This window comes from Ornithinibacter sp., from assembly GCF_035443565.1.
GTDB lineage: Bacteria > Actinomycetota > Actinomycetes > Actinomycetales > Dermatophilaceae > Fodinibacter.
In genome coordinates, this window is the sequence record NZ_DAORSO010000064.1 from 1 (window position 1) to 13,623 (window position 13,623).

Annotated in this window: 11 protein-coding genes and 1 pseudogene; 10 read left to right on the plus strand and 2 right to left on the minus strand. The window is 67.9% G+C overall.

All coding sequences use genetic code 11. The features are described 5' to 3' along the window. The 7 genes from PLL68_RS08450 to tuf form a co-directional block, all read left to right on the plus strand. On the plus strand, positions 1 to 339 hold a 339-nt coding region (locus PLL68_RS08450; RefSeq protein ID WP_324533332.1), incomplete at its 5' end, for a DNA-directed RNA polymerase subunit beta. 153 nt (positions 340 to 492) lie between these two features. Beyond that, positions 493 to 4,383 carry a DNA-directed RNA polymerase subunit beta' gene (locus PLL68_RS08455; RefSeq protein WP_324533333.1) on the plus strand — a complete coding sequence of 1,297 codons (3,891 nt, stop codon included), beginning with the start codon at positions 493 to 495 and terminating at the stop codon, positions 4,381 to 4,383. A 97-nt stretch (positions 4,384 to 4,480) separates the two neighbouring features. Beyond that, positions 4,481 to 5,014, plus strand: a complete 534-nt coding sequence (locus PLL68_RS08460) for a GNAT family N-acetyltransferase (RefSeq protein WP_324533334.1) — start codon at positions 4,481 to 4,483, stop codon at positions 5,012 to 5,014. Between the two features lie 294 nt (positions 5,015 to 5,308). Beyond that, positions 5,309 to 5,683: a 30S ribosomal protein S12 gene (gene rpsL / locus PLL68_RS08465; protein ID WP_324533335.1), complete on the plus strand. Its 375-nt coding sequence runs from the start codon at positions 5,309 to 5,311 to the stop codon at positions 5,681 to 5,683. Further along, positions 5,683 to 6,153, plus strand: a complete 471-nt coding sequence (rpsG, locus tag PLL68_RS08470; RefSeq protein ID WP_159900936.1) for a 30S ribosomal protein S7 — start codon at positions 5,683 to 5,685, stop codon at positions 6,151 to 6,153. Before rpsL ends, rpsG begins: the two co-directional genes overlap by 1 nt. Positions 6,154 to 6,274: 121 nt before the next feature. Beyond that, entirely contained in the window at positions 6,275 to 8,389 is a 2,115-nt protein-coding gene (fusA, locus tag PLL68_RS08475; protein WP_324533336.1) for an elongation factor G, read from the plus strand. Between the two features lie 119 nt (positions 8,390 to 8,508). Further along, positions 8,509 to 9,705 (plus strand): elongation factor Tu, encoded by a 1,197-nt coding sequence (gene tuf / locus PLL68_RS08480; protein ID WP_159900932.1) that lies wholly within the window; start codon positions 8,509 to 8,511, stop codon positions 9,703 to 9,705. Between the two features lie 202 nt (positions 9,706 to 9,907). Here tuf and PLL68_RS08485 read toward each other — a convergent pair whose 3' ends face one another. Both PLL68_RS08485 and PLL68_RS08490 read right to left on the minus strand, forming a co-directional pair. Continuing rightward, complete coding sequence (locus tag PLL68_RS08485) at positions 9,908 to 10,696, minus strand: inositol monophosphatase family protein (protein WP_324533337.1); 789 nt, start codon at positions 10,694 to 10,696, stop codon at positions 9,908 to 9,910. A gap of 107 nt (positions 10,697 to 10,803) precedes the next feature. Continuing rightward, a complete protein-coding gene (locus PLL68_RS08490; RefSeq protein WP_324533338.1) occupies positions 10,804 to 11,403 on the minus strand; it encodes a hypothetical protein in 600 nt (199 codons plus the stop codon). Between the two features lie 480 nt (positions 11,404 to 11,883). Here PLL68_RS08490 and rpsJ point away from each other — a divergent pair, with 480 nt between their 5' ends. The 3 genes and pseudogenes from rpsJ to rplD form a co-directional block, all read left to right on the plus strand. After that, complete coding sequence (gene rpsJ, locus PLL68_RS08495; RefSeq protein ID WP_012867945.1) at positions 11,884 to 12,192, plus strand: 30S ribosomal protein S10; 309 nt, start codon at positions 11,884 to 11,886, stop codon at positions 12,190 to 12,192. A gap of 10 nt (positions 12,193 to 12,202) precedes the next feature. Next, positions 12,203 to 12,856 (plus strand): 50S ribosomal protein L3, encoded by a 654-nt coding sequence (rplC, locus tag PLL68_RS08500; protein ID WP_159900928.1) that lies wholly within the window; start codon positions 12,203 to 12,205, stop codon positions 12,854 to 12,856. A 5-nt stretch (positions 12,857 to 12,861) separates the two neighbouring features. Continuing rightward, positions 12,862 to 13,446 (plus strand): annotated as a pseudogene (rplD, locus tag PLL68_RS08505) (50S ribosomal protein L4); the annotation flags it as partial. Positions 13,447 to 13,623: the final 177 nt, after the last annotated feature.

Here is a 13,623-nt window from a genome sequence, read left to right on the forward strand (position 1 = left end):
GGCCAGCGCTTCGGTGAGATGGAGGTCTGGGCCCTCGAGGCGTACGGCGCCGCCTACGCGCTGCAGGAACTGCTCACCATCAAGTCCGACGACGTCAACGGTCGCGTGAAGGTCTACGAGGCCATCGTCAAGGGCGACAACATCCCGGAGCCCGGCATCCCCGAGTCCTTCAAGGTGCTCATCAAGGAGATGCAGAGCCTCTGCCTCAACGTGGAGGTGCTGTCCAGCGACGGCACGACCATCGAGATGCACGAAGCCGAAGAGGACGTCTTCCGCGCAGCGGAGGAACTGGGAATCGACCTGTCCCGGCGCGAGCCGAGCAGCGTCGAAGAGGTCTGACCCACCGGGGCCCCGCCCCTCGACAACCCCGAGGTGGCCGGCGCACGGCGCCGGCCACCAGGGGACAGACGAGGCCGAGAGGCCCCGACCCAGCCCGTGACCGGGTGACACCAGAACTGAACGTTCGAACGAACGAGAGTAGGGAAGCACAACGTGCTTGACGTGAACGACTTCGACCTCCTGCGCATCGGCCTCGCCTCGGCCGAGGACATCCGCGCCTGGAGCCACGGTGAGGTCAAGAAGCCCGAGACCATCAACTACCGCACCCTCAAGCCGGAGAAGGACGGGCTCTTCTGCGAGAAGATCTTCGGCCCCACCCGCGACTGGGAGTGCGCCTGCGGCAAGTACAAGCGCGTGCGCTTCAAGGGCATCATCTGTGAGCGCTGTGGCGTCGAGGTGACCCGCGCCGCGGTGCGCCGCGAGCGGATGGGCCACATCGAGCTCGCCGCCCCCGTCACCCACATCTGGTACTTCAAGGGTGTCCCGAGCCGTCTGGGCTACCTGCTCGACCTGGCCCCGAAGGACCTCGAGAAGGTCATCTACTTCGCCGCCTACATGATCACCAGCGTCGACGTCGACCAGCGTCACGCCGACCTGCCCTCGCTCGAGGCGCAGATCGAGGTCGAGAAGAAGGAACTCGAGAACCGCCGCGACGCCGACATCGAGGCCCGCGCCAAGAAGCTCGAGACCGACATCGCGGCCCTCGAGGCCGAGGGTGCCAAGGCCGACGCCCGCCGCAAGGTGCGCGACTCCGCCGAGCGCGAGATGAACGCCATTCGTCGCCGGGCCGACCAGGGCCTCGAGCGCCTGGGTCAGGTCTGGGACCGCTTCAAGAACCTCAAGGTCCAGGACCTCGAGGGCGACGAGGTGCTCTACCGCGAGATGCGTGACCGCTTCGGTCTCTACTTCGAGGGCGGCATGGGCGCCGCGGCGATCCAGAAGCGCCTGCAGACCTTCGACCTCGACGCCGAGGCCGAGCTGCTGCGCGAGATCATCGCCACCGGCAAGGGCCAGCGCAAGACCCGCGCGCTCAAGCGCCTCAAGGTCGTCAGCGCGTTCCAGACCACGACGAACCAGCCCTCGGGCATGGTCCTGGATGCCGTCCCGGTCATCCCGCCGGACCTGCGACCCATGGTGCAGCTCGACGGTGGCCGCTTCGCGACCTCTGACCTCAACGACCTGTACCGCCGGGTCATCAACCGCAACAACCGCCTCAAGCGACTGCTCGACCTGGGCGCGCCCGAGATCATCGTCAACAACGAGAAGCGGATGCTGCAGGAGGCCGTCGACAGCCTGTTCGACAACGGCCGTCGTGGCCGCCCGGTCACCGGTCCGGGCAACCGCCCGCTGAAGTCGCTGTCCGACATGCTCAAGGGCAAGCAGGGCCGCTTCCGCCAGAACCTGCTCGGCAAGCGCGTCGACTACTCCGGCCGTTCGGTCATCGTCGTCGGCCCGCAGCTCAAGCTGCACCAGTGCGGCCTGCCCAAGCAGATGGCGCTCGAGCTCTTCAAGCCCTTCGTCATGAAGCGCCTCGTCGACCTCGACCACGCCCAGAACATCAAGTCGGCCAAGCGCATGGTCGAGCGTCAGCGCTCGGTCGTGTGGGACGTCCTCGAAGAGGTCATCACCGAGCACCCGGTGCTGCTGAACCGCGCACCCACGCTGCACCGTCTCGGCATCCAGGCCTTCGAGCCCCAGCTGGTCGAGGGCAAGGCCATCCAGATCCACCCGCTCGTCTGCACCGCGTTCAACGCGGACTTCGACGGTGACCAGATGGCCGTCCACGTGCCGCTGTCGGCGGAGGCGCAGGCCGAGGCCCGCATCCTCATGCTGTCCTCGAACAACATCCTCAAGCCGGCCGACGGCCGCCCCGTGACCATGCCCACCCAGGACATGATCATCGGGCTGTACCACCTCACCACCGAGGTGGAGGACGGCAAGGGTGCCGGTCGCGTGTTCTCGACCGTGTCCGAGGCCCGCATGGCCTTCGACGCCGGCGAGATCGAGCTCGGCTCGCTCGTGAAGATCCGCCTCAAGGACGTCGTCCCGACGCCGCTGACGGCCCTGCCCGAGGGTGTCGAGCTCGACGCCGAGGGCTACGCCGCCGCGCTGCTCGTCGAGACCACGCTGGGTCGGGCGCTGTTCAACGAGACGCTGCCGGTGGACTACCCGTTCGTCAACGACCAGGTCGACAAGAAGCGTCTGTCCACGATCGTCAACGACCTCGCCGAGCGCTACAGCAAGGTGCAGGTCGCGGCCAGCCTGGACGCGCTCAAGGAGTACGGCTTCCACTGGGCGACCCGCTCGGGCACCACGGTCGCCATCTCCGACGTCGTCACGCCCCCGCGCAAGCTCGAGATCCTCGAGGGCTACGAGGAGAAGGCCACCAAGGTCCAGACGCAGTACGAGCGCGGTCTGATCACCGACGACGAGCGTCGCCAGGAGCTCATCGAGATCTGGACGCAGGCGACCAAGGAGGTCGCCGACGAGATGGAAGCCAACATCCCGCGGACCAACACCATCTACCGGATGGTGTCCTCGGGTGCCCGTGGTAACTGGATGCAGCTGCGCCAGATCGCCGGTATGCGTGGCCTGGTGTCCAACCCGAAGGGCGACATCATCCCGCGACCGATCCGCGCGAACTTCCGCGAGGGCCTCTCGGTGCTCGAGTTCTTCATCTCCACGCACGGCTCGCGCAAGGGCCTCGCGGACACCGCGCTGCGCACCGCCGACTCGGGCTACCTGACCCGTCGTCTGGTCGACGTGTCGCAGGACGTCATCATCCGTGAGGACGACTGTGGCACCGAGCGGGGTCTGCCGATGCCGATCGCGGCCGTCGACGAGCGCACCGGCGCCCGTACGGTCCACGACGACGTCGAGACCTCGGTCTACGCCCGCACCCTGGCCGAGGACGTCGTCAAGGACGGCGAGACCCTGGCCGCCGCGGGCATCGACCTCGGGGACGTCGTCATCGGCGCCCTGTTCGCCGCCGGCGTCGACTCGGTGAAGATCCGTTCGGTGCTCACGTGTGACTCCAAGGTCGGGACCTGCGCGCTGTGCTACGGCCGCTCGCTCGCGACCGGCAAGCTCGTCGACATCGGCGAGGCCGTCGGCATCATCGCGGCCCAGTCGATCGGTGAGCCCGGCACCCAGCTGACGATGCGTACCTTCCACACCGGTGGTGTGGCCGGTGACGACATCACGCAGGGTCTGCCGCGTGTCGTCGAGCTCTTCGAGGCGCGCACCCCCAAGGGTGTCGCCCCGATCGCCGAGGCGTCGGGCCGGATCACCATCGAGGAGACCGACAAGACGCGTCGCCTGCTGCTCACGCCGGACGACGGCTCCGAGGAGCACGCGTACCCGGTCACCAAGCGTGCCCGCCTGCTCGTGCAGGACGGCCAGCACGTCGAGGTCGGCACCCGTCTGACGGCCGGAAACATCGACCCGAAGAACGTGCTGCGCATCCTCGGGCCGCGCCAGACGCAGATGCACCTCGTCGACGAGGTGCAGAGCGTGTACCGCCAGCAGGGTGTGTCGATCCACGACAAGCACATCGAGGTCATCGTGCGGCAGATGCTGCGCCGGATCACGATCATCGAGTCGGGTGACGCGGACCTGCTTCCGGGCATGCTCGCCGAGCGTGGTCGCTTCGAGGACGAGAACCGCCGCGTCCTCGCCGAGGGCGGCAAGCCGGCATCCGGTCGTCCCGAGCTCATGGGTATCACGAAGGCGTCGCTCGCGACCGAGTCGTGGCTGTCGGCGGCCTCCTTCCAGGAGACCACCCGCGTGCTCACCGAGGCCGCCATGGAGGGCAAGTCCGACTCCCTGCTCGGCCTCAAGGAGAACGTCATCCTCGGCAAGCTCATCCCGGCCGGTACGGGTCTGCCCCGCTACCGCGACATCGCGGTGGAGCCGACCGAGGAGGCCAAGGCGGCGATGTACTCGATGCCGAGCTACGACGACTACTCGTACACCGCGTTCGGTCCGGGCAGCGGCGAGGCCGTCCGCCTGGACGACAGCGAGCTCGGGCTCGACCGCATCTGAGGTCAGCCACTCCGCACCGAGACGGGCGGGGATGCCGGTGGGTCACCACCGTGCGTCCCCGCCCGTCGGCGTCGGGGGAGGATGAGAGGATCGGGGGATGGACCCAGCCCTGGTCATCCGGCGGGAGCTGCCCGGAGACGAACAGCCCACCCGCGCCCTGCACGAGGCGGCCTTCGGGGTGCCCGAGGGTGCGGACCGCTGTGCCGAGGTGGAGATCCTCGACCGCCTGCGCGCCGACGGTGACGTCCTGGACTCGTTGACCTTCGTGGCCGAACTGCACGGCGAGGTCGTCGGGCACGTCGTGTGCAGCCGGGCGCGCATGGGGGAGGGGTCCGCGGTGGCCCTCGGACCGATCGGCGTGCTGCCCGAGCGGCAGGGTGAGGGCATCGGCTCGGCTCTCGTCGCTGCCGTGATCGTGACCGCCGACCAACGTCACGAACCCTCGGTCGTCCTGCTGGGCGACCCCGGCTGGTACGCCCACTTCGGGTTCGAGCCGGCGGCGCCGCACGGCATCCGTTCGCCGGGTCCGTGGCCGGACGACCACTTCCTGGTCAAGCGGCTCAACGCCTGGCGGGCCGACCTCGCGGGGCCGTTCTCCTACCCGCCGGCCTTCGGCGCCAGCGCGGGCTGAGCACCGGGCGTACTCAAGCGATTTGGACCCACCCCCGGCATACCGGTAATCTTGGTCATCGTGTCTGGCTAGGTCCAGACCCTGGAGCGCAGCCAGCCGCCGAGAGGTGTCGGGCAGGCGCCTCGCCCACCTCTTGCCGGGCACCCCACGTCCTGACCCTCACGGGTGAGCCATGGGGAGTGCAGGGAGGAGCACCCGGTGTGACACGCCCGACTGCGGGGGTCGAGCGCCGGACACCCCAAGGAGCCTCGGCAGCACTGCCGGGCATCGACGAAGACAAGCAAAGGATCCAGGTTGCCTACCATCAACCAGCTGGTGCGCAAGGGCCGGCAGGACAAGACCACCAAGGTCAAGACTCCTGCCCTCAAGGGCTCTCCGCAGCGCCGCGGTGTGTGCACGCGTGTGTACACGACCACCCCGAAGAAGCCGAACTCCGCCCTGCGCAAGGTCGCCCGTGTGCGCCTGACCAGCGGCATCGAGGTCACCGCCTACATCCCCGGCGTCGGTCACAACCTGCAGGAGCACTCGATGGTGCTCGTGCGTGGCGGCCGTGTGAAGGACCTCCCCGGCGTTCGCTACAAGATCATCCGTGGCGCCCTCGACACCCAGGGCGTGAAGAACCGTCAGCAGGCCCGCAGCCGCTACGGCGCGAAGAAGGGTAAGGCCTGATGCCTCGCAAGGGACCCGCTCCGAAGCGGCCGCTCGTCGTCGACCCGGTCTACCAGAGCCCGCTCGTGACGTCGCTCGTCAACAAGATCCTCCTCGACGGCAAGAAGTCGATCGCCGAGACCATCGTCTACGGCGCCCTCGAGGGCTGCCGCGAGAAGACCGGCACCGACCCCGTCCAGACCCTCAAGCGCGCGCTCGACAACATCAAGCCGACGCTCGAGGTCAAGTCCCGCCGCGTCGGTGGCGCGACCTACCAGGTGCCGATCGAGGTCAAGCCCAACCGGGCCACGACCCTGTCGCTGCGCTGGCTCGTCGGCTACTCGCGTCAGCGTCGTGAGAAGACGATGACTGAGCGCCTCATGAACGAGATCCTCGACGCCTCCAACGGTCTCGGTGCCGCAGTCAAGCGCCGCGAGGACACGCACAAGATGGCCGAGTCGAACAAGGCCTTCGCGCACTACCGCTGGTGACCACCTGCGTCCGGATGCCGTGAGCGTCACCTGACGCTCCCGGCATCCGGACGCCGCTGGCGCACCGCCGCCAGCACCACCAACCGCATCACCCCGCAGCGAACGAGACGAGAACACGAACGTGGCACAGGACGTCCTGACGGACCTCAAGAAGGTCCGCAACATCGGCATCATGGCGCACATCGACGCCGGCAAGACCACCGTCACCGAGCGCATCCTCTTCTACACCGGCGTCAACCGGAAGATGGGCGAGACGCATGACGGTGCCTCCACGACTGACTGGATGGAGCAGGAGAAGGAGCGCGGCATCACGATCACGTCTGCCGCCGTGACCTCCTTCTGGGAAGACCACCAGATCAACATCATCGACACCCCCGGGCACGTCGACTTCACCGTCGAGGTCGAGCGCTCGCTGCGCGTCCTCGACGGCGCCGTGGCCGTGTTCGACGGCAAGGAGGGCGTTGAGCCGCAGTCCGAGACGGTGTGGCGTCAGGCCGACAAGTACAACGTGCCGCGCATCTGCTTCGTCAACAAGATGGACAAGCTCGGTGCGGACTTCTACTTCACCGTCGACACCATCAAGGACCGCCTCGGCGCGGAGCCCCTCGTACTCCAGCTGCCCATCGGTGCCGAGAACGACTTCATCGGTGTCATCGACCTCATCACCAAGCGGGCCCTCGTGTGGCCCGGCGACGCCAAGGGTGACGTGACCCTCGGCGCGAAGTATGAGGTCCAGGAGATCCCGGCCGACATGGTCGAGAAGGTGGAGGAGTACCGCCACCACCTCATCGAGCGCGTCGCCGAGGCCGACGACTCCCTCATGGAGAAGTACCTCGAGGGTGCCGAGCTGACCACCGAGGAGATCGTCGCCGGCATCCGTGCGCTGACCATCTCCTCCGAGGTCTACCCGGTCCTGTGTGGCTCGGCCTTCAAGAACCGTGGCGTGCAGCCCATGCTCGACGCCGTCCTGTCCTACCTGCCCTCGCCGCTCGACGTGCCCGCCATGGTGGGCCACGCCCCGGGCAACGAGGAGGAGAAGGTCACCCGCCAGCCCAGCAAGGACGAGCCGTTCTCGGCCCTGGCCTTCAAGGTCGCCTCGCACCCGTTCTTCGGCACGCTGACCTTCATCCGCGTGTACTCCGGACAGATCTCCGCCGGCACCCAGGTGCTGAACGCGACCAAGGTCAAGAAGGAGCGCATCGGCAAGCTCTTCCAGATGCACGCCAACAAGGAGAACCCCGTCGAGGGCGCTCTGGCCGGCCACATCTACGCCGCCATCGGCCTGAAGAACACGACCACCGGTGACACCCTGTGTGACATCGACAAGCCGGTCGTGCTCGAGTCGATGACCTTCCCCGAGCCGGTCATCCAGGTGGCCATCGAGCCCAAGACCAAGGGTGACCAGGAGAAGCTCGGCACGGCCATCCAGAAGCTCGCCGAGGAGGACCCGACGTTCCAGGTCCACCTCGACGAGGACACCGGCCAGACGATCATCGCCGGCATGGGCGAGCTCCACCTCGACATCCTCGTGGACCGCATGCGTCGCGAGTTCAAGGTCGAGGCCAACGTCGGCAAGCCGCAGGTGGCCTACCGCGAGACGATCAAGCGCTCGATCGAGAAGTACGACTACACCCACAAGAAGCAGACGGGTGGGTCGGGCCAGTTCGCGAAGGTCCAGATCGCGCTCGAGCCGCTCGACACGGCCGAGGGTGAGCTCTACGAGTTCTCCAACAAGGTCACGGGTGGTCGTATCCCGCGCGAGTACATCCCCTCCGTCGACAACGGCATCCAGGACGCCATGCAGTACGGCGTGCTGGCCGGCTACCCGCTCGTCGGGATCAAGGCCACCCTGCTCGACGGCGCCTACCACGACGTCGACTCCTCGGAGATGGCGTTCAAGATCGCCGGCTCGATGGCACTCAAGGAGGCCGTGCGCAAGTGCGAGCCCGTGCTGCTCGAGCCGATGATGGCCGTCGAGGTGCGCACCCCGGAGGACTACATGGGTGACGTCATCGGTGACATCAACTCCCGCCGTGGCCACATCCAGGCCATGGAGGACATCAGTGGTGCCAAGGTCGTCCGCGGCCTGGTCCCGCTCTCCGAGATGTTCGGGTACGTCGGCGACCTGCGGTCCAAGACCCAGGGTCGGGCGAACTACTCGATGGAGTTCGACTCCTACGCCGAGGTCCCCAAGTCGGTGGCCGAGGAGATCATCAAGAAGACCCGGGGCGAGTGACCGCTAGACTGGTCGCTGGTCTCGGCTGAGAAGCCATCCCAACCAATCCCAAGTACGACGCCACGTCCTGCCCGGTCGTATCGGCGTTCAACTCACTCAAGTCCTGAGGAGGACATCAAGTGGCGAAGGCAAAGTTCGAGCGGACCAAGCCGCACGTCAACATCGGCACCATCGGTCACATCGACCACGGTAAGACGACGCTGACGGCTGCGATTTCCAAGGTTCTGCACGACAAGTACCCGGACCTGAACCCCCAGTTCGCGTTCGACGACATCGACAAGGCGCCCGAGGAGAAGCAGCGCGGTATCACGATCTCCATCGCGCACATCGAGTACCAGACCGAGGGTCGTCACTACGCGCACGTCGACTGCCCCGGTCACGCTGACTACGTGAAGAACATGATCACCGGTGCGGCCCAGATGGACGGTGCGATTCTCGTCGTCGCCGCCACCGACGGCCCGATGCCGCAGACGAAGGAGCACGTCCTCCTGGCCCGCCAGGTCGGCGTCCCCTACGTCGTGGTCGCGCTCAACAAGGCCGACATGGTCGACGACGAGGAGATCCTCGAGCTCGTCGAGATGGAGGTCCGCGAGCTGCTGTCCACCTACGAGTTCCCGGGCGACGACCTGCCGGTCGTCAAGGTCTCGGCGCTCAAGGCCCTCGAGGGCGACCCGGAGTGGGGCGCCACCGTGCTCGAGCTCATGGACGCCGTCGACGACTACATCCCCGAGCCGGTTCGTGAGACGGACAAGCCGTTCCTCATGCCCGTCGAGGACGTCTTCACGATCACCGGTCGTGGCACCGTCGTCACCGGTCGCATCGAGCGCGGCATCCTCAAGGTCAACGAGGAGGTCGAGATCGTCGGCATCCACGAGGGTCCCGCCACCAAGACCACGGCCACGGGCATCGAGATGTTCCGCAAGCTCCTCGACGAGGGTCGCGCTGGCGAGAACGTCGGCCTGCTCCTTCGTGGCATCAAGCGCGAGGATGTCGAGCGCGGCCAGGTCGTCGTCAAGCCCGGCTCGATCACCCCGCACACCGGCTTCGACGCCAACGTCTACATCCTGTCCAAGGACGAGGGTGGCCGTCACACGCCGTTCTACGACAACTACCGCCCGCAGTTCTACTTCCGCACCACGGACGTCACCGGTGTCGTGAAGCTGCCTGAGGGCACCGAGATGGTCATGCCCGGTGACAACACCGAGATGGCCGTCGAGCTCATCCAGCCGATCGCGATGGAGGAAGGCCTCAAGTTCGCGATCCGCGAGGGCGGCCGCACCGTCGGCGCCGGCCGCGTCACCAAGATCACCAAGTGATCTGAGGGGGTTCGCCCCCTGCTCGTAGCCTGAGCAACGCAAGGGCCCCGCACCGGAAACGGTGCGGGGCCCTTCGCTGTGCGGTCCCGGCGGGGGTCAGTCGAGTGAGCGCAACATGCCGTGGCGCAACGATCGCCACGGCATGTTGCGCTCACTCGTTCACAGGTCCGTCTGGAGGAGGGCGCTGGCAAGCCTTCCTGCCTCACGACAAACGAAGAACATCCAGCACGTCGCCGACTGCTCGGGGGTTGCCGGCGATGTGCCAGGTGTGTCCGCGGTGCCGGACCACCGCCGTTCGTCCTCCGGCTGCATCCACGAGCGCCTTGCCCGGTAGCCAGTCCCATTCGGCCGTGGAGTGTTGGACCCACAGGTCCATTCGGCCGCTCGCGACCGAGGCGAGGTCGCACGATCCGGACCCGAACATGCGGGCCGTGGCTGCATCTCCGACGATCGCGAACCACGGCTCCGCGAGGTTGGGGTCGCGCAGCGTCGCGGGATGCAGGTAGGTGGCCAGCACGCACTCGTCGAGCCGTCGGGGGACCAATGCCGCAACCGGCACCCCGTTACGAGTCGTCGGCGCACCGGCACCGCCCAACCAGACTTCGGCGGTCGACGGCTGGTAGACGGCTCCGAGCAGGGCGCCGTCCGAGCCTTCGAGGGCGAGCGCGCTGCACCAGTAGGGGATCCCCATGGTGAAGTTGTGGGTGCCGTCAACCGGGTCGATCACCCATCGACGACCGGAGGTGCCACGCAAGGACGCACCCTCTTCGCCCAGGACTCCATCGGACGATCGCTCCTGCTGCGTCACCGAGACGACGAGGGCCTCGCAGGCGCGATCTGCAGCAGTGACCACGTCGGACAACGACGACTTGTACTCGGTGTCCACCCCAGCGGCATGCATCTGCTGGGCCAGGTCCCCGCACTCGGTGACGAGCCGCAAGGCCAGAGCGTGGTCTGTGGCAAGGACTGCGCCTTCGGGCGTCTCCGACATGGCGCAACTGTAGGAGCCGTCGTCGTTCGGCCCGCCGAGTGACCCGTAGCCCAGACCCGGACTGTCGCGGGGTACGCCAGTCCGGGCCTGAGTTCCAGCAGCCAGGGTCAGCGGGGGCCGGGGCCACCCTGGAGGACGCCGGCGTCGAACGCCTTGAGCACCGAGGCCTTGTCGGATGCCGTGAGGTCACCCGCCGTGACCGCAGCGTCCAGGCGCGCGGTCAGCTCGGTCTTGTGCTCGGCCTCGTGGGCGGCCTTGACCTTCTCCAGCGCCGCCGTGACCTTGGCCTCGTCGATGCCGAGCTCCTTGGCCAGAGCGGTGGCGAACGCCTTCTGGCGCGCCGTGCGCTCGGCCTCGGTGGGCGGCGTCCGGGTCTCGCCCTGCGCCGGTGCGTCGGGGCGGGTGGCCTCACGAGCGGCGCTGACCGCCGCGGTGACCTTGGCCTCGTCGAGCGCGAGGGCGCTGGCGAGGGCGGCGCTGTCCATGCCGCGCCCGCCCTTCTGGCCGCCGCGGGGGCCCGTGTCGTCCGTGCTGGTCGAGGCGGCGCCCTGGTTCGCCGCAGCGGCACCGGAGCTCGCGGTGGACGAGCTGGTGCTGCTCGGGCTGGGGGTGGTCTCGGCCGAGGCGGTGGCGACACCGACTCCGGCGCCGATGGCGATCAGGCCGCTCACGGCGGCGATCTTCAGGGAGGTGGGGGAGACGGGCATGCGATCTGCTCCTTGGGTTCGTCCGGTGGGCGGGATGCCCGCCGGTTCGAGTCCCACGGTGTGTGGCAGGGCTGGCAGCGACGTCAGCGCGACCTGTCCCCTCCATGTGAGCCGGTACCGGCACGACGCGCCATCAGCGCGAAGGTGCGCGGGCGGCATCCAGTCGGTGGTGTATCGGCCGATTTGGTCCGGCCGCATCCCCTCTGGCACACTTATCAGGTTGCTTGGCGTGCGAACGCGTCCCGAGAGGGTCACGCTCGCCCACCGCCGCGAGGTGACGCACCGCCAATCACGGCGGGGCGGCTCGTGAGCGAAGTGCCAGGCCCCGGTTCCACCGGGACAGCCGAACCTCCGGACACATGCGGGAAACCGCCTGCGCCGGGCTGCGGAGCAAGGGCGACACGCCCGACCGCGGGGGTCGGAGGTTCACCGGAACCGGCACTGAGACAGATGTAGGCGAGAGAGAGACGGGAACGTCAGATGGCGGGACAGAAGATCCGCATCCGCTTGAAGTCGTATGACCACGAGGTCATCGACAGCTCGGCGCGCAAGATCGTGGACACGGTCACCCGCGCCGGAGCGACCGTGGTCGGCCCTGTGCCGCTCCCGACGGAGAAGAACGTGTTCTGCGTCATCCGGTCGCCGCACAAGTACAAGGACAGCCGCGAGCACTTCGAGATGCGCACCCACAAGCGCCTCATCGACATCATCGACCCGACGCCCAAGGCCGTCGACTCGCTGATGCGTCTCGACCTCCCGGCTGACGTCAACATCGAGATCAAGCTCTGAGGCTGACGACATGACCACTTCCACCAAGACCCAGAAGGGTCTGCTGGGCACCAAGCTCGGCATGACCCAGGTGTGGGACGAGAACAACCGCCTCGTGCCCGTCACCGTGATCCAGGCCGGCCCGAACGTCGTGACCCAGGTCCGCGACGCCGAGACCGACGGCTACGCGGCCGTTCAGCTCGGCTACGGCGCGATCGACCCGCGCAAGGTCACCAAGCCGCTCACCGGCCACTTCGAGAAGGCTGGGGTCACCCCTCGCCGTCACGTCGTCGAGCTGCGCACCGCTGACGCGGGCGACTACAGCCTCGGCCAGGAGCTCGGCGCCGACACCTTCGAGGTCGGCCAGAGCGTCGACGTCACCGGCACGACCAAGGGCAAGGGCTTCGCGGGCGTCATGAAGCGTCACGGCTTCAAGGGCGTCTCGTCGTCGCACGGTTCGCACCGCAACCACCGCAAGCCCGGCTCGATCGGTGGGGCCTCCACGCCCGGCCGCGTCTTCAAGGGCATGCGCATGGCCGGCCGCATGGGCGGCGTGCGCCAGACCACCCAGAACATCACCGTCCACGCCGTGGACGCCGAGAAGGGCCTGCTGCTGCTCAAGGGTGCCGTCCCCGGCCCCCGCGGCGCCGTCGTTCTCGTGCGCTCGGCCGCGAAGGGGGCGTGACCCGCATGGCAACCAAGACGCTCACCGTCGACCTCCCCGCGGAGATCTTCGACGTGCAGACCAACGTCCCGCTCATCCACCAGGTCGTCGTCGGCCAGCTCGCGGCAGCTCGTCAGGGCACGCACTCGACGAAGACCCGGGCGGACGTGCGCGGTGGTGGCCGCAAGCCCTACAAGCAGAAGGGCACCGGCCGCGCCCGTCAGGGCTCGACCCGCGCACCGCAGTTCGCCGGTGGTGGCATCGTCCACGGCCCGCAGCCGCGTGACTACTCGCAGCGCACCCCCAAGAAGATGAAGGCCGCCGCCCTGCGCGGGGCCCTGTCGGACCGGGCGCGCCACGACCGCATCCACGTCGTCGAGTCGATCTCCAACGGAGACGTCCCCTCGGCCAAGGCTGCCGTCCAGCTGCTCGCCGGCCTGACGCTGCGCAAGAACGTGCTCGTCGTGCTCGACCGCAGCGACATCGTGTCGCTGAAGTCGGTGCGCAACATCGCCGACCTGCACGTGCTCGCCGTCGACCAGCTCAACACCTACGACGTGCTGTGCGCCGATGACGTCGTGTTCACCAAGGCGGCGTTCGACGCTCTCGTCGACCGCTTCCAGGGCACCACGGCGTCCGCGATCCAGGACACCACGCCGGCCGAGGCCGTCGAGGTCCAGGACGACAAGCCGGCCAAGACCAAGAAGGCCGACAAGGCCGAGGCGGTCCAGGACGACAAGCCGGCCAAGGCCAAGAAGGCCGACAAGGCCGACAAGCCCGCGAAGGCC